This is a genomic window from Kangiella japonica, from assembly GCF_039523535.1.
Taxonomy (GTDB): Bacteria; Pseudomonadota; Gammaproteobacteria; order Enterobacterales; family Kangiellaceae; genus Kangiella; species Kangiella japonica.
In genome coordinates this window covers 583,762-601,166 of sequence record NZ_BAAAFM010000001.1, presented here as the reverse complement: position 1 = coordinate 601,166, position 17,405 = coordinate 583,762, and the positions used below count along the sequence as shown (strand labels likewise).

General features: G+C 43.9%; 14 protein-coding genes. 10 read left to right on the top strand and 4 right to left on the bottom strand.

The features are described 5' to 3' along the window. Positions 1-41 precede the first annotated feature (41 nt). The 3 genes from ABD128_RS02780 (at position 42) to ABD128_RS02770 (ending at position 5,169) form a co-directional block, all read left to right on the top strand. Positions 42-2,897: a M16 family metallopeptidase gene (locus ABD128_RS02780; RefSeq protein WP_343986182.1), complete on the top strand. Its 2,856-nt coding sequence runs from the start codon at positions 42-44 to the stop codon at positions 2,895-2,897. Positions 2,898-3,013: 116 nt separating this feature from the next. Continuing rightward, positions 3,014-4,138, top strand: a complete 1,125-nt coding sequence (locus ABD128_RS02775) for a phospholipase A (protein ID WP_343986179.1) — start codon at positions 3,014-3,016, stop codon at positions 4,136-4,138. 134 nt (positions 4,139-4,272) lie between these two features. Continuing rightward, a complete protein-coding gene (locus tag ABD128_RS02770; protein ID WP_343986176.1) occupies positions 4,273-5,169 on the top strand; it encodes an MBL fold metallo-hydrolase in 897 nt (298 codons plus the stop codon). Positions 5,170-5,175: 6 nt separating this feature from the next. On the opposite strand, the gene ABD128_RS02765 is transcribed toward ABD128_RS02770, so the two are convergent. Continuing rightward, entirely contained in the window at positions 5,176-5,859 is a 684-nt protein-coding gene (locus ABD128_RS02765; RefSeq protein WP_343986173.1) for a fumarylacetoacetate hydrolase family protein, read from the bottom strand. A gap of 20 nt (positions 5,860-5,879) precedes the next feature. On the opposite strand from ABD128_RS02765, the gene ABD128_RS02760 reads away from it, so the two are divergent. The 4 genes from ABD128_RS02760 (at position 5,880) to ABD128_RS02745 (ending at position 8,913) form a co-directional block, all read left to right on the top strand. Beyond that, positions 5,880-6,386, top strand: a complete 507-nt coding sequence (locus tag ABD128_RS02760; RefSeq protein WP_343986169.1) for a copper chaperone PCu(A)C — start codon at positions 5,880-5,882, stop codon at positions 6,384-6,386. Between the two features lie 28 nt (positions 6,387-6,414). After that, positions 6,415-7,422 (top strand): DUF2333 family protein, encoded by a 1,008-nt coding sequence (locus ABD128_RS02755; RefSeq protein WP_343986166.1) that lies wholly within the window; start codon positions 6,415-6,417, stop codon positions 7,420-7,422. A gap of 410 nt (positions 7,423-7,832) precedes the next feature. Further along, on the top strand, positions 7,833-8,375 hold the full coding sequence (locus ABD128_RS02750) for an RNA polymerase sigma factor (protein WP_343986163.1): 543 nt from the start codon (positions 7,833-7,835) through the stop codon (positions 8,373-8,375). 16 nt (positions 8,376-8,391) lie between these two features. Beyond that, positions 8,392-8,913 carry a hypothetical protein gene (locus ABD128_RS02745; RefSeq protein ID WP_343986161.1) on the top strand — a complete coding sequence of 174 codons (522 nt, stop codon included), beginning with the start codon at positions 8,392-8,394 and terminating at the stop codon, positions 8,911-8,913. A 90-nt stretch (positions 8,914-9,003) separates the two neighbouring features. Here ABD128_RS02745 and ppa read toward each other — a convergent pair whose 3' ends face one another. Further along, positions 9,004-9,534: an inorganic diphosphatase gene (gene ppa / locus ABD128_RS02740; RefSeq protein WP_343986159.1), complete on the bottom strand. Its 531-nt coding sequence runs from the start codon at positions 9,532-9,534 to the stop codon at positions 9,004-9,006. A 204-nt stretch (positions 9,535-9,738) separates the two neighbouring features. Here ppa and ABD128_RS02735 point away from each other — a divergent pair, with 204 nt between their 5' ends. Further along, complete coding sequence (locus ABD128_RS02735) at positions 9,739-11,739, top strand: sodium-translocating pyrophosphatase (RefSeq protein ID WP_343986157.1); 2,001 nt, start codon at positions 9,739-9,741, stop codon at positions 11,737-11,739. Between the two features lie 555 nt (positions 11,740-12,294). Then, a complete protein-coding gene (locus ABD128_RS02730; protein ID WP_343986155.1) occupies positions 12,295-13,350 on the top strand; it encodes a hypothetical protein in 1,056 nt (351 codons plus the stop codon). A gap of 45 nt (positions 13,351-13,395) precedes the next feature. Here the strand turns inward: ABD128_RS02730 and ABD128_RS02725 are convergent, their stop codons facing one another. Next, positions 13,396-14,862 (bottom strand): rhomboid family intramembrane serine protease, encoded by a 1,467-nt coding sequence (locus tag ABD128_RS02725; RefSeq protein WP_343986153.1) that lies wholly within the window; start codon positions 14,860-14,862, stop codon positions 13,396-13,398. Between the two features lie 137 nt (positions 14,863-14,999). Here ABD128_RS02725 and ABD128_RS02720 point away from each other — a divergent pair, with 137 nt between their 5' ends. Then, positions 15,000-15,623: an energy transducer TonB gene (locus tag ABD128_RS02720; RefSeq protein ID WP_343986150.1), complete on the top strand. Its 624-nt coding sequence runs from the start codon at positions 15,000-15,002 to the stop codon at positions 15,621-15,623. 82 nt (positions 15,624-15,705) lie between these two features. On the opposite strand, the gene ABD128_RS02715 is transcribed toward ABD128_RS02720, so the two are convergent. Beyond that, positions 15,706-16,971 (bottom strand): 6-phosphofructokinase, encoded by a 1,266-nt coding sequence (locus tag ABD128_RS02715; protein WP_343986147.1) that lies wholly within the window; start codon positions 16,969-16,971, stop codon positions 15,706-15,708. Between the last annotated feature and the right edge of the window lie 434 nt (positions 16,972-17,405).

Genomic DNA, 17,405 nt, shown 5'->3' with positions numbered 1-17,405 from the left:
CAATCTGTATAATGAGTTGACCACTTAGGAGGAGAATAAGAATGTTTAAACAGACAATCAGCGCGCTAGTCGTCGCGGGTCTTGTGGGATGTGCGTCGTCACCATCAACAGACTCAGCGGTAGCGGATGGAATCAACTTATTGGAGACCGTTGAACAACAACCGGATCAACTGGTTATTCCTTACAAAAAATTTGAGCTAGAGAATGGCTTAACGGTAATTTTGCATGAAGATAAGAGTGACCCTCTTGTTCATGTGGATGTTACTTATCACGTCGGCTCTGGTCGTGAAGAAATTGGCAAGTCAGGTTTTGCGCATTTCTTTGAACATATGATGTTCCAAGGTTCGGAGAACGTTGCTGATGAACAGCATTTCAAAATTATTTCTGAAGCTGGCGGTACTCTAAACGGTACCACTAACTCAGATCGTACTAACTACTTCGAAACAGCTCCATCAAACCAACTAGAAAAAATGTTGTGGTTAGAAGCTGATCGCATGGGCTTTTTATTGGATGCGGTCACTCAAAAGAAGTTTGAAGTTCAGCGCGAAACCGTTAAAAACGAACGTGGTCAACGTGTCGATAACCGTCCTTATGGTCGCTTAGGCGAGCGGGTTGCTGAAGCTCTTTATCCAGAAGGTCATCCGTATTCATGGCCTGTGATTGGTTATATGGAAGATCTAAATCGCGCAAATGTTAACGATGTGAAAAAGTTCTTCCTACGCTGGTATGGTCCTAACAACGCAACGCTTACGATCGGTGGTGATATCGATGAAGAGCAGACGCTAGCTTGGGTCAAAAAGTACTTTGGCTCAATTCCACGTGGTCCAGAAGTCAAAGACCCAACACCTGTAGACGTAACTTTAGACGAAGACCGTTATATCTCTTTAGAAGATAACGTTTCTTTGCCGTTACTCTATATGGCATACCCAACAGTTTATGCTCGCCATGAAGACGAAGCGCCATTGGATGTGTTGGCTTCTATCCTTGGTCAAGGCAGAACTTCATTGCTATACAAGAACCTAGATAAAGTAGGCATAGCGGTTCAAAGCCGTGTGAGCCACGGCTGTCGTGAGCTTGCCTGTGAGTTTGTATTATTGGCGCTACCTAACCCTATGTCGGGTAAAGGTTTGTCGGATATCGAGTCTATTATTCGTGATAGCTTCAAGGAGTTCGAGCAACGCGGTGTAAAAGCTGATGATATCGAGCGTGTTAAAGCAAGCATCAAATCACGACTAATTTACGGCTTACAAAGCGTTTCAGGCAAAGTGTCACAGCTAGCGGCGAATCAGACCTTTGAAAACGACCCGAACCTGATTCAGAAAGAGTTAGAGCGTTATGAAAACGTGACTGAAGAAGACGTGATGCGTGTTTATGAGCAATACCTTAAAGGTCAGCACGCTGTTATCATGAGCGTTGTACCAAAAGGTCAAAAAGGTATGGTGGCGCATAAAGATACTTGGACTCCAAACCCGCGCAAAATCCCTAAGTACAAAGAAGTGACTGAAGCTGATTTGGACATTCGCGTTGCTAAAGATGACTTCGACCGAAGTGTTATGCCGAAAGCTGGCGATAATCCTACGATCAAGGTCCCAGAAATTTGGCGTACAGAACTGTCTAATGGTATTGATGTGTTAAGTGCTGTTAACACAGAAACACCTACCACAGCGATTAGCTTGAGAATCAAAACGGGTTCATCTAACGATCCTCTGAATAAGCTTGGCTTAGCGAGTATGACGGCCAGCATGTTGAATGAATCGACGAAGAATTACTCGAACGAAGAGTTAAGTAACATCTTACAGAAACTAGGTAGCTCAGTGTCGATCTCTTCGGGCGATACTTATACTCAGTTAACCATCTCAAGTTTAACTGAAAACTTAGACAAAACGTTACAAATCGCTAACGAGAAGCTTCGTGAGCCTAAGTTTGATCCAGCAGACTTTAAGCGCGTTAAAGAGCAAACTATTGAAGGCATTAAAAGCGCGGCAAAACAGCCATCAGTAGTCGCTTCAAACGTATATAGAAAGTTACTGTTTGGTGCGGATAACGCTTTTGCATATGCCGACTCAGGCACTATCGAGTCTGTAAACAACATTACGCTTGATGATGTGAAGAAATTCTATAATGATTATTATTCACCAGAAGTTGCTTCTATTGTGGCAGTGTCCGATTTGGATGAGTCGGAGCTTAGCACTAAGTTAAAGCGCTTCAGCTCCTGGCAGGGTGATGATGTTGAGCAAACTGAGTTAAAGCCATTTCCAGAGTTGCAAAAGGCTATTTACTTTGTTGATAAGCCAGGCGCCGCTCAGTCTGAAATTCGTATCGGTAAGCGATCGCTACCGTATGACGCTACGGGTGAGTATTTCCGAGCTGGCTTAATGAATTATAACTTAGGTGGTGCTTTCAATAGCCGTATTAATATCAACTTACGTGAAGATAAAGGCTATACCTATGGTGCGCGTTCTGGCTTTAGCGGTAATGAAAACTATGGTTCATTTACAGCATCAGCGGGCGTAAGAACGGACGTTACAGATAAGTCTATTATCGAGTTCTTAAAAGAGATAAAGACGTATAGCAACAGCGGTATGACTGAAGCTGAGTTGACCTTCATGAAAAACTCTTTAGGGCAGCGTGATGCGCGTGACTATGAAACACCACGTCAAAAGCTAGGTTTTCTTGGCCGTATTATGACTTACGACCTTGACGAGGATTTTGTTGAAGAGCAAAACGATATACTGCAATCAATTGAGCTTGACGAGTTAAATCAACTTGCTCAAGAGCACTTAAAGCTTGATGAGATGATTATCGTGGTGGTCGGTGACAAAAAATCAGTGCTACCAAGCTTAGAAAAGTTAGGTTATGACATTATTGAAGTTGACGCGGAAGCGAACCGACTTTAAGTCTAATTGTAAAAAAGCGAAAGAAAAGGGCCTTTATTGGCCTTTTTTTATATCCGCCATAGCACAATCGCTTCTTTTTGCTACAATTTGGCGAAACAACATCAGGATCTTTCATTATGAGCCACAGTTACCTAGCAAAGCTTTGCTCTATATCGGCCTTTATGTCATTAGCATTATTTTCAAGCGCAGTCTTGGCAGCGGAAACCGACGCTGAAGAAGAAAAAATGGACTATGATCAGTGTGTGTTGCAACGTATAGAGATTGCCGATGACAATACCACTATTGGGGATATTAAAAAGTATTGTGAGTCACTGAGTAATCTAGCGATTTACCGACCAAGCAAAGAGCTGTTGTTCACTAACGAAGATAATAAAACTGTGGCGAGTGAAAAGGGCGACAATGCTGAGGACGCTAAAGAAGGTTCGGCATTACTCAAAAAACGCCTTCGCATGGAGTATCGAGTTAGGGATAACCGGTTTGCAATTATTCCACATAAACCGAATTATTTATTACCTGTGACTTTCAACAATTCGCCGAACCAAGACAGTCTAGAGACTTCCGGTGACGAGCGCCAGGTAGACAATATTGAAGCAAAGTTTCAGGTCAGTTTTAAAACACCATTTTGGGAGAAACCATTCGGTGATAACAGTTCCTTGTTCTTCGCATATACAGGACAGTCCTACTGGCAGGCTTATAACAAAGATGTTTCCAGCCCATTCAGAGAAACCAATCATGAGCCTGAAATTTTCGCGGCTTGGGCTACTGATTGGAAGCTTGGTGGCTGGCAGGTTCCCTACTTCTCGTTGGGCGTGTCGCATCAGTCGAACGGTCGCTCAGGCCTAGGCTCACGAAGCTGGAACCGTATCTATACAGAGTTTGCGTTTGAGCAAGATCGCTGGGTATTGGCGTTTAAACCTTGGTGGCGAATTCCTGAGGAGCGAAAGGATGACCCCTTAGATCCTGATGGTGATGATAACCCTGATATCGATGATTACATGGGCTACTTTGAGCTGTATTCAGCTTACCAGTGGGACCAACATAACTTCGGAATTTTATTGCGTAACAACCTTCGTAGCGATAATAAAGGTGCATTCCAGTTTGATTGGACCTTCCCTCTGGATGATGAAGGCAAGTTGAGAGGTTATGTGCAGTATTTTAATGGCTATGGTGAAAGTTTGATTGATTACGACAGACGAGTAAACCGACTTGGCGTTGGCTTCGTGTTGACGGATTGGTTATAAAATACGAGTCCTCAAAAAGTTATTCGAAAGCGCCGCTATGGCGCTTTTTTTTATGGAAAAGTGAACTTGAATTATGGTTAATATGTGAGCTGTGGTAGTTTAGACAAAAGGTATTTTTAGAGGTTGTCAAGATTATGAATAAGTTATTATCCATTGCTATAGGGATTCTATTGGTAATATCCGCTCCTAGCTTAATGGCCCATAGTAACCAGCAAGCGGAAGTCACCATTAAAACCACGCAGTTATCCGACGGTTTATTCGTCCTGTTTGGTCAAGGTGGGAATATTGGTTTATCCGTAGGAGAGGATGGTGTTTACATTATCGATGACCAATATGCGCCTTTAACTGAAAAAATTAACAAGGCTATTGATGATATTACACAGCAACCGGTCAAGTTTGTGATCAATACCCATTGGCACGGCGACCACACTGGTGGCAATGAGAACTTTGGCAAAGCTGGTGCTACCATCGTTGCTCACGATAACGTTCGTAAAAGAATGAACAGCAAACAGGTTATGACGTTTTTTGGACGAGAGGTAGAAGCTTCGCCTAAAGAGGCTCTACCGGTTATTACATTCGATAGCGAGCTCAGCCTGCACCTCAACGGCGACGAAATGCGTGTTTATCATGTGGCTAATGCACACACTGATGGTGATGCGATTATTTACTTTGCCAAAGATAATGTATTGCATATGGGCGACACCTATTTCAATATTGGCTATCCGTTTATCGACACCGATAGTGGCGGTACCATTGATGGCTATCTTGCCGCACTGGAGAAAGGATTGTCGTTGGCTGATGATAAGACGCAAATTATTCCAGGTCACGGTCCAATGGCAAGCAAAGCTGATATGACTCAGTATTTAGCGATGCTAACTGAGCTTCGAAATGCCGTTGCTCAGTTAAAAAAGCAGGGCAAGAGTTTAAAGGAAACTATCGAAGCGAAGCCAAGCGCGAAATTTGATCAAGACAATGGGCAAGCATTTATCAAGCCCGATCAGATCGTCACCTTTATTTATAAAAGCCTGTAGCGGTTCTTATTCGATATAAAAGTCGAGGTTAAGCTCTTGATTGAGTGTTGCCTCGATTTTATCACCGCGCTCCACTACGCCTACTCCTGATGGAGTGCCTGTAAAGATTAAATCCCCTGCTCTTAAAGTTACATGCTTCGAAAGCTCCGCTATTACTTCTGCTGGTGACCATATCATGTCGCTGAGCTGGCCTTCTTGTTTAAGCTCTTGGTTTACTGACAAGCGGATTTCGCCATTATTGATTTCATCCAAACTGGCTATTGGTTGAATTGAAGAGATTGGGGCGGATTGGTCAAAGCCTTTAGCCAAATCCCAAGGGCGACCCTTTTGTTTTGCTTCGGCTTGCATATCGCGTTTAGTTAAATCGATACCGAGCGCATAACCGTAAATACCATCGGCGGCCTGATGTTCATCGGCTTCTATCAATTCTTTATTGATGGCGATGACCAGTTCAACCTCATGGTGCAATTCGGAAGTCATAGGTGGGTAGGGTAAAGACTTAGGCTCTACCACCAAACTGTCTGCTGGCTTTGAGAAAAAAAAGGGCAGCTCGCGTTCGTCATGACCCATTTCTTGCGCATGAGCAGCATAGTTTCGACCCACACAGTAGACTCGACGCACAGGGAACGACAGCTCGCTACCTAGAATTGGAATAAGAGGTGACTTGGGTTCTGGAAATAGTGTTGTCATGACAGGCATAGAGTTTGCTTATGGTTCAACGTACAATAACGACTTTAAAGCAATTTGCCAATGGAATTATTATGAATCGCTTGGGTATTTTAACTGTTTTGAACAAGTTAGTTACGGTTGTATTGTTGGGGCTGATTTTAATGGCTTGTGAACAGCCGTTGCCGAAAGAAGGTATCGAGGTTAGCGATGCTTGGGTTCGAAAAATGCCACCAGGGGTGAGTAATACGGCAGCATTTATGATTATAAAAAATCATACAGGACAGGCAGTGACTTTAACTGATGTGAGCATGGAGAAGGCACGTCACGTTATGATGCACGAAAGCAAGGTTGTCGATGGTATGGCAAAAATGGAACATCTGGACCGTGTGGTAATCGAGGAAGACGCGGTATTTGAGCCCGGTGCTAAGCACATTATGATTATGGGGTTGGATATGTCGGACAATGCAAAAAGTTACAACATCAGGTTACATTTTGATAACCAACCGTCACTTGATGTTACCGCCCAAGTGCGCGATGCTAATCAGTAGTATAAATCGAAAGGTTTAGGAACAAATTATGAATTTTGACGCACAACCAGAAGCAACGAAAAAGCGTAAAAAGTGGGCCTGGTTCGCCACTGCATTCGTGCTACTTTCAATTTTAATGCTAGTGTTTACCTTTATCTGGAGCTCGGAACCAGATCCAGTGGACCCTGATGTATTAATTCAAGAATACTCAGGCGAGCCGCCAGTGGGCTATGTCACGGTTGAAACTGTAGCTCGCGTGGCTGAAAGCTTGCTCAACAAGAGTGGTGGTTACTTAAGCAACGATATTATGCCACCGAGTGTGTTTATGGATAATATGCCGTCCTATGAGTTCGGTGCTCTGGTGCAAATTCGTGACATAGTGCAGGTCTTAAGAAACGATATTAGCCGCTCACAGTCACAATCACTTGAAGATAAAGCTCTAAAGTTCGCCGAACCAGCGTTTAATATTCATCATAGAAAGTGGATGTTCCCAAGAGCTGAACGCGAGTATCAAAAAGGCGTGGATTTGTTACGGGATTATCGTGATCGCTTGATGGACCCAGCCGATACTGAAACTCAATTCTATGCACGCGCGGACAACTTGCGTTCGTGGCTCTATTTAGTGAGTAAGCGACTCGGTGGCTTATCGCAGCGATTAAGCGCTAGCGTTGGACGAACTCGCATGAATACTGACTTAGCGAACGATCCATCTGCTGAACAGTCTACCGGCCAAGCACAGTTTGTCACGGTGAAAACACCATGGATGGAGATAGATGATGTGTTCTGGGAAGCTCGCGGCTCTACATGGGCCTTGATTCAATTCTTAAAAGCAGCTGAAAAAGACTTCGAACGTGTGCTACGTGATAAAAATGCACTCACCTCATTCCGACAAATCATCATGGAGCTGGAAGCGACTCAAGAGACGATTTGGAGTCCGATGATTGTAAACGGTAGCGAGTTTGGCTTTCTTGCCAACCACTCGCTAGTGATGTCTTCTTATATCTCGCGCGCGAATGCAGCCATAATCGATCTGATTGAGCTTCTAAAGCGCGGCTAATAAAGTCAGTACCCATGATAGGTAACCTCTATCATGGGTATCAACTTAATCAATTTAACTTTCTTTAGCTAAAAGCCGATAATACCAAGGTACCCAAATCCTATTCCGGTTTTTTTATTATCCAAGACCACAATAGCATACCTAACCTATTGAATTTATGGCCTTTGTGGCAGTTGACAAAAACTTCACGTCAACATAGTTATAGTTAGTCCATAGATAGTTTTAGTTATTCCTAGTTAGTTTGAATAGTAGTTGGCATGGACGCTAATTGAGTCATGTTCTTCCCCTAATTTTTTAGAAATGACTCTTTTTTGCCTCGCTTCCATAGCGAGGCTTTTTTTTGCTTTGCGTTTAAACCCTTTTACTGCAATCATCATCTAATAATAAAACACCGCGCAGTAAGCATATTGTTGGCAGTAAACGCTAAATCTTTAGAACCAGAATCGATTCTTGAGCTTGTTAAAAGAGCCCAAGGAGGTTCGGTTAGTGCGTTTGAAAGTTTATACCGTCATCACGCCAATCATATTTTTCTCTTGTGTTTAAGGATGTCAGGGTGCAAGGGGCATGCCGAAGATTTCATGCAGGAAACATTTATAAAAGCCTGGCAGGCGCTATCATCGTTTAAGGGTGATAGCCAATTTTCAACATGGCTGCATCGAATTGCTGTGAATACAGTGCTCGCTGATAAACGCAAAAACAGTTTAGATTTAGTACATGATCATGATTGGGAGCGTGAGTTTGAGCAAAGTCTAGCAGCGACTCACACAGCTTCCCAGATGGATCTAGAAAAGACCATAGTGCAATTACCGTCACAGGCGAGACATGTCTTAGTGTTACACGATCTGATGGGGATGACGCATCAGGAAATTGGCCAACAGCTAGGCATAGCTGCTGGTACCAGTAAGGCGCATCTTAACCGTGCGCGCGGATTGATGAGAGAGTTGTTAGAATAACAACAAGCAGGTATTTATGAGTAATGATAACGACTTATTAAATCAGCTTAATCAATTGCCTAGCGAGGCGAAAGCGCCAGATCGCTGGTCACAGATTGAACAGGCTATTGAATCAGAAAGACAGCCTCAGAAGCAAGCCAAGAAGAAACAGCAGCGGTGGACTTATGCTGTGGCTGCTTGTGCCGTGCTAGTTGCTGCTTTGTCGCCGTTATATTTAGAGCAGGGCAATAATTTAGATGATAAAGCGGTTATCGTTAAAACTGTCAAAGAACAAACGAAAACACCTAACTCCTATTTATTAACCATCGGTAGTTTGCAGCAAGCGAATGCTTACTTTTATGCTCGACTGGGATATCAGATTAAGCACGGTGAACAAATGGTATCCGTTGAAACACTCGATTCATTGAAAAGTCTACGCCAAGCGCAACAAGATTATCGGAAAGCGCTGGTTAAGCAGCCTCAAAGCGAACAGATTCAAGAGCGCTTATTCTGGCTATACCAAAAGGAGCGACACTTACTGCGTCAGTTAGTGGTATAGCCAACTAAGGTCCATAACTCACAGTAACAAAAAAGCCCGTAACATCAAATGTCGCGGGCTATTTCAAAGCTGAAATATTAAGCTAAAGAATTAGCTGTTTTTAAACATTTCAATGCTGTCTAGAATTTCTTTCTTGGCAGACTCAGCGCCTTCCCAACCAGCAATCTTAACCCACTTACCAGGTTCAAGATCTTTGTAATGCTGGAAGAAGTGCTCGATCTGATTAAGAAGCAACTCAGGAAGCTCTTTAACGTCGTGGATTCCTTGGTACATAGTGCTTAACTTGCCAGTAGGGATGGCCACAACTTTAGCGTCTTCACCAGACTCGTCAGTCATCTTCAAAACACCAACTGGGCGGCATGGAATGACACAACCAGGAATTAGTGGGAATGGTGTTGGCACCAATACGTCCACAGGGTCGCCGTCGGCAGACAAAGTTTGGTTTACATAACCATAGTTGGTTGGGTAGTGCATACAAGTCGCCATAAAGCGATCAACAAATACAGCGCCCGTTTCCTTGTCCACTTCATATTTAATAGGATCGCTGTGCGCAGGGATCTCGATAATTACATTAATTTCTTCTGGGACGTTTTTACCAGCAGGTACGTTATCCAAACTCATTACTTTACCTTTTATGCGTGTTAGTGCGTTGGGGCAGTAGCCCTAGAGGGCGCGTATTATAGCCGTCTTTGGAGACAAAATAAATTGGTTAGTAGACAATCATGTTGTATACAAATTGTACAATCAATAAAACTGCTATAGACTGAAGACACTAAGAAAAAAATTTATATAACTTTCAATGAGATAAAAGTAAATGGGGGCTTTATGCAAGAGATGTTATATCTGCCACCAGCGCTAGGAGTGCTGGGATTAATTATCGCGTTTATTATCTATGGCGTGGTAAAGAAGTATCCAGAAGGTGATAGTGCGATTAAAAAGATATCAGACGCTATCCACTCAGGTGCCATGACCTTTATGCACCGTGAATACAAAATGCTCGCAATTTTTGCGGGCATTTTGCTTATTATCTTATGGTTTTCTCCGCTGGGGCATAATACAGCTCTCGCTTTTGCCGTAGGCGCTATTTCATCCGCTTTAGCGGGTTATATCGGTATGTACACCGCAACCAAGGCAAATGTACGAACCACGACAGCGGCACACAGCAAAGGTGCAGCGGAAGCGCTGAGTGTTGCTTTCTTTGGTGGCTCGATTATGGGGCTTTGCGTTGCTTCGCTAGGCCTGATCGGGCTTGGCTCTCTCTATTGGTACTTTGGCTCTGATCCCACCAGTGCTCACTATATCCATGGTTTTGGTATGGGCGCTTCAAGCGTGGCTTTATTTAGCCGTGTCGGTGGCGGTATTTTCACCAAGTCAGCAGACGTTGGGGCGGATTTAGTCGGCAAAATCGAAGCGGGAATTCCAGAGGATGACCCGCGAAACCCTGGCGTTATTGCGGACAATGTCGGTGATAATGTGGGCGACGTTGCTGGTATGGGTTCGGATATCTTCGAATCCTATTGTGGTTCGATGATCGCCTCGATTGCTATTGCCGCGACTTTAGTCAGTACGGATTTGGGTAGCAAAAATGCTTTAATGGCAGCGCCATTGGCTTTAGCTTCGGTAGGGCTTATCTGCTCTATCATTGGCATTGTCATGGTTAAGATGATGTCGAACAAAAGCCCCGAAGTTGCCTTGAGAGTAGGAACCATAGGCTCAGCAATCTTGTTCATGATTGCAGGCTATTTCTTGCTGAGCTCAATGAGTATCTCAGTTAATGTTTGGCTCGCAGTTCTGTGTGGAGCTGTTGGTGGCATCGTTATTGGCTTGGTCACTGAGTATTACACCTCGTCAAAACCTGTACGCAAAATAGCTAAATCGGGCGAAACAGGGGCCGCAACAGTTATGATCACGGGGCTTTCGGTGGGCATGCAGTCGGTGGTGTTACCGATATTAACGATTGCTGCAATAATCTACCTATCCACAGAATTAGCGGGCTTGTACGGCGTTGGCATAGCGGCTGTTGGCATGCTAGCGACTGTTGGTATCACTATGGCTATCGATGCTTATGGCCCAGTAGCTGACAACGCGGGCGGCATCGCGGAAATGGGTGGCCTTGGGGAAGATACGCGTAAGATTACTGACTCGCTTGATGAACTAGGCAATACCACCGCTGCGATTGGAAAAGGTTTTGCCATTGGTGCTGCTGCGTTGGCAGCTTTAGCGATTATTGCAGCTTTTGTAGAAACGTTACAGGCACATCGCGTCGAAGACTTTGTGTTGCACCTAGGTGACCCCACGGTTCTGATGGGACTGTTTATCGGTTGTGTTATTCCGTTTTTGATTGCAGCGATTACCATGACTGCGGTGGGCGATGCAGCTTTCGCCATGATCCATGAAATTCGCAGGCAGTTCCGCGAAATACCTGGATTGTTGGAAGGTAACGCAGAGCCGGATACGACAAAATGTATTGATATCGCGACCACGGCGGCTTTGAAAAAGATGGTGCTGCCAGGTGTAATCGGAGTATCAGCGCCACCTCTAGTTGGCTTTTTGTTAGGCGCTGAGGCGCTTGGCGGTATGCTCGGTGGGGCTTTAATCAGTGCGGTTGCTTTAGCACTGATGATGGCGAACGCTGGTGGTGCTTGGGATAACGCCAAAAAGTATGTGGAGAAAGGTCATCATGGTGGTAAAGGTTCCGAAGCTCACTCGGCAACGGTGGTTGGTGATACCGTCGGTGATCCATTTAAAGACACCTCTGGTCCATCCATGAATATCTTGATTAATGTGATGGCGATCGTGTCTTTAGTGATTGCACCACTACTTTAAAAGTGTCTGGGTTCTGCCGCTCCAGCGGCGGAACCTAGCTCAATGCTTAACATCTGACCCTACCTCTATAAGGTACTTTCAATTAGAGGCTTTCCTGTGATTCTCAACCTAGGCTAATTTTGCTAAAGTATCGAGATTATTATTAATACAGTAACCAAAAAATTACAGGAACAGGGAATGAATTGTAAGTACCATACACAGGATAAAGCACAGTGGTATTGCCATCAGTGCGACATATCGTTTTGCGTAAATTGTTGTGATATTAACCCAAGGGAAATAGCCCCCCGCTGCCTCTTGTGCCGCACTCATCTCGAGTCTTATGGCGTAAGTGATAAAGTAACACCTTTCTGGAACAAGCTTTCTGAATTTAATAAATACCCTTGGCAAGAAAATGCCTCTAAGTTCTTGTTAACCTATATGGGAATTGCGTTTGTTATCGGACTGATAACGGATTTTATACCGTTAGTCATGATCCAGCTTCTCCTTTTATTAGCATTATACTCAATAGGGATAGGTTATGTGTTCACGGTATTAACACGAGGTGCTCGGGGTAACATGAGTGCCCCGAGTTACGATGAAGCTCTGGTCTTCAATTCCGACTCGATGACCTTCAAGGTGATTTTATTATATATAGAGTTAATTGGACTCGGTTATATCGGCTACCTTATCTTCGGTGGTGGATTTATCTTACCGTATATAGCTATTCTATCATTCTGCTCACCGGCCATGCTGATAGTGTTAGCTATGGAAAAACACGTCAGCTCAGCGCTAAACCCGGCAAGGATTGCAAGCTGTATTCGAGCTGTGGGTTGGCCATACCTTTTGCTTTTTGGCTTTTCATTTTTGATCGATCTTGGGCTCGAGTTCGCACAAGATCAGCTTCACTTCTGGCTGCCTCAAGCTATCGCCTACCCGTTACTGTTCGGCGTTTTGGCGTATTTTTATATCGTAAAATTCAGCATGTTCGGTTACGTTGCCTTCCAATATCATACTGAACTTGGTTATGGCATCGATGCCGAAAACTTGCTTGAAAATGATGACACCGGAGTCGTGAAGAGGTTAATGGCCAAAGCGGATGTTTATATTCAGGAAGGGCGCTTCGAGGACGCAGAGGATGTTTTATACGATTTAGCCAATGACAAAGCGCATACAGTCAAAGCCCTCGAGAGATTGGTCAGATTAAACATAGTGCGACGCAATCCTGTTGGCGTTGTCAAAGCCGCGAACAATTATTATAAAAACCCTAAGCTAGCTGCTATTGGCGGCGACGCGCTAAGGCTCTACCTCGAAATCATTGGCTTTGAAGCACGCTTTAAGCCGACGAACGCAGGAGCTAGAACTGTGCTGATTAACCATATGAAGCACAAGCGTTACGAAGAAGATGTTAATAAGCTAAGCGCCATTAATGAAAAGCTTCAAACCGACGTTAACTTACCTTGGCTTATGTTGGCGCGAGCACGATTTGAATCTGAGGTCATGAATAACGATAACTCAGCGCTTCAAATGCTCAACAAACTACTGAGCAAGTATCCTCGTGGTGGGCATCAAAAAGAAGCAGAACAGCTGCGCCAGGTTTGTCAGTCGATGCAACAGAAGCTGCCTTCGGCTTAGAGCCAAAAGCAGGTCATATCCATTTACTTATATTGCGGAAAAGCTTTAAGCATCAGGTTTGCTTAAAGCTTTTTGCGCCTCATCACCAATAAAAGTCCCTGAATGCTTTTTGCCTAAATAGGTAAACACTTTTTTATAGGTATGATGATCACCAGTTTGTTCACAACCGAGGCCAAACTTAAACAATAGCTTTGGTGTCTTTTCATTAAAGTCGTAGTACTTAGCGACGAAGTTAATGATGGGTTTGGCTTGGTGTAACTTGCCCTTTTTAACCAAATTAGTGGCGTAGTCGATTAAGGTATCCGCTGGTAATCGTTTCAAGCCCTTGCCGTTAGCTACGATTTCATCAATTACTTTTTCGGCTAACTGACTAAAGCGGTCATCATTAAGCGAACGTAACAATATCAAGTTACACAAGGTTTCAAACTGATGTGAGTCTGGACTGATTTTCTCTAGCGCAAAGAGTTGGGTGTAATAATCAATCTGCGTCGGATCTTTCTCGATAAGCTGTAAAAACAATAACCGTGCCTTCTCAAAGTCTAACTGCTGGAAAGCCAAGCACGCTTCTTCATACTTAGCGCGAGTAGGATTGTATCGCTCTTGCTCAGGTTCGCTACCGTTAACAATGGCAAGCTGTTGGGGCTTTAGTAGATATTTGAAAATTAAAGCGCAGATAAAACCCGCCACAAGTCCACCAAAGTGTGCCATGTAAGCCACATTATCATCGCTAATATTGGACATAATATACTCCTTTGCCAAGAAGTAGACGAAGACTAGAGCAGCGGGCAGTTTGATATAGTCAAAAATCACAAAAAACCAATAAAAATAGCGAATATTACGTAAGCCATACCAGCCGCAGAAACCGCCCATCAGCCCAGCTATAGCACCAGAAGCACCAACGAGCGGAACGTATTTATCCGTGGTGGTAAGAGCAAAAAACGTAACCGCAGCGAGTCCCGAAACAAAGTATAAGCTCAAGGTTTTTCCACGACCGAGCAATAACTCTAAATTAAACCCAAAGAGAAACAAAAACAGCATATTACCGATTAAGTGATCGATTCCGCCATGCATAAACATGTGAGTAAAAGCTGTGAAAATACTGGGGTCCGAGGGGTAGAACGCGTAACTGTAAATGGATGTCTCGTCCAAGGTATCGTTTACTTTATCGCGCTTCTGACGCCATTCGAGCGAGTAGCTGCTAAGGGTTGTGATGTAATGAGTAAAGTGTTTATCCGCCAGAATGATCTGTATGAGGTATTCGTCTGGAAGAAGCTGATTGTTATGGATGGACTGATATAGCTCTAACCGATGTTTTTGGGCGTAATTCTCGAAAGCCTGCCTTTCTGTATTCAATAACTCAGCTTCTACGTAATAGTCGCCTGCATCGGCAAAGGCTTGATTATCGTTACTCTGAAATGCCACAAAGGCAATGATATTCGCCAATATTAATAACACCGTTAAATAGGGCGGGTTGGTTTTTGAAATAGCATTTTCAGCAGGTAGTAAAAGCATAGTAAGTGATCAGTCCTTCAATCGTTATTATGATGTTTGAGCTGTAATTATTCTGATTATAAAGCAATCATAATAATTTTAACCCCTTTTCTTTAGTGCCGCGTTTATATCACTGAGAAAACAATAAAAGGGGTAATATGATGAGAATGATTATATCGGTAGTGAGTGCTTTGGTGGTGACTGCAGGGTTACTGTTTTTGATGAGCTTGTTAATTAAAGATGAAAAACGGGCTGTTGTAGACGAGCCTCCAGTGGTAATCATAGACACAGTGACACTACCAAAAGACAAGCCTGAGCCCGAACCGTCAAAGGTTGAGCCACCCAAGCCGCCAGCGATAGAGCCGTCGCCTGAGTCATCAGGGGAGGTTATCGAGACCTCGGAAATTGATTCGGTTATCGAGGAGTGGTCATCAGTAGACCCTGTGGTTGAAACCTCCTTACCACGAGGTTTTGGTGAATTACCGCAAATGGCTTTCACCCAAGAATCAGAGGCCATGCCGTTGTATCGCACGCAACCTAATTATCCGGTTTCAGCACAACAAAAAGGCTTGGAAGGTTGGGTTTTGCTGAAGTACGACGTTGATACCAGTGGTACCTTATCGAATATAGCGGTTCTAAACTCTGAGCCTAAGCGGGTTTTCGATAGAGAAGCTGTGCGAGCCCTAAAAAAGTGGAAGTTCAAGCCCGCCATGACCAATGGCCAGCCTATTGCAAGCGCTGGGCAGACGGTAAAGATTGAGTTCAATATGGAGCAGAACTGATTGAAGATTGGAATTAAACTGTTAATTTTAAGGAAATAATAAAGGCCTCTGTTGAGGCCTTTATTTTTAACAAATGAAACGATTAAATCTCGAACTTGGTTTTAACCTTTTTCTTGATTAGCTCGTTTTTAAGCTCCACGTATTGTGGCAAGCCGTTTTTATACGACGGGTAAGACTCACCAACAATCAGTGGCTGTAAATACTCGCGACACTCTTCGGTAATACCAAAGCCATTACGCGTGATGTATTTGCGAGGCATCATCTTTTCGACGTTAGCTACGTCTTCGAGCTTCGCTTCGCCAATCGTCCAGCTATACTTTTTAGTGTTTTTACGAACGATAGTCGGCATGACCGCGTTCTTTCCAGCGTCAGCAAACTCTACTGCGGCCTGACCCACAGCGTAGGCTTGTTCAACGTCTGTCTCAGAAGCGATATGACGAGCGGCACGTTGTAAGTAATCACACACTGCCCAGTGGTATTTATAACCCAACTCTTCTTTGATCATGTTAGCCACAACAGGAGCCACGCCACCTAATTGCTTGTGGCCGAAGGCATCGACGGTTCCAGCGTCGGCCAAGAAAGTCCCGTCTTTATAGGCCGCACCTTCAGAAACAACAATCGCGCAATAGCCGTGTTTCTTCACTGTGCTTTGAACTTTCTTCAAGAATTTTTCTTTGTTGAACGCAATTTCAGGGAACAGAATAATGTGTGGCGCATCGCCTTCTTTTTCACAAGCTAAACCACCAGCGGCCGCAATCCAGCCCGCATGACGCCCCATCACTTCCATTACAAAGACTTTGGTCGAGCTTTCCGCCATCGATCTTACGTCGAACGCCGCTTCGCGAATCGACACTGCAACGTATTTAGCGACCGAGCCGAAGCCTGGGCTATTGTCGGTAATCGGTAAGTCGTTATCGACAGTTTTCGGAATACCGATACAAGTGATGGGGTAACCCATCTTCTCGCCAAGCTGTGAGACTTTGTTGGCTGTGTCTTGCGAATCGCCGCCACCATTATAGAAGAAGTAGCGAATATCGTGTGCTTTAAATACTTCGATTAAACGCTCGTACTCAGCCTTGTTCTCTTCAAGGCTTTTCAACTTGTAGCGACAAGATCCGAAAGCGCCAGAAGGGGTATATTTCAATGCAGCGATGTCTTTTTTCGACTCCTTGCTGGTATCAATAAGCTCCTCACGCAAAGCACCAATAATACCGTTACGACCAGCGTAAACTTTATTGATGTTCTTTGATTTGCGAGCAGTTTCAATCACACCGCAAGCAGTCGCGTTAATTACCGCAGTTACGCCACCAGATTGGGCATAAAACGCGTTATATTTTTTTCTAGGCATAAATTTTTACCCTGTAACTTTTTGATTACTAATTGAGTTAATTTATTTTGCAATGTTGCAGATAACTACCTATTTCCCCTTATATTGAGCTGAGTAACTCATCAGTCATAGTAATTTGAATCTTGGATGATTCAAATAGTGAAATTCAGACCAGGGATGGGCTGTATTTCACGGTACGTTAAATGACTTATGATTTACGAAGGAAGTTATTCAAAGAATAACCTCAATATCGGGGTGGACTTCTCTTTGGTTACTTTCTCTTAGCCATTTAAGAGAAAGTAACTCGCTGGAGAGCGAAAAGCGTCGTTACCCAAGCATAACTAATTCTGAGCTAAGTGCCAGTATTAGGAAGAATTTGTGCCAATCTTACCGTATTTTGAGATTTCTTTCTTGAAAAGATGACGAAAAAAGACGCTTAGCTTATGATTGTCGAC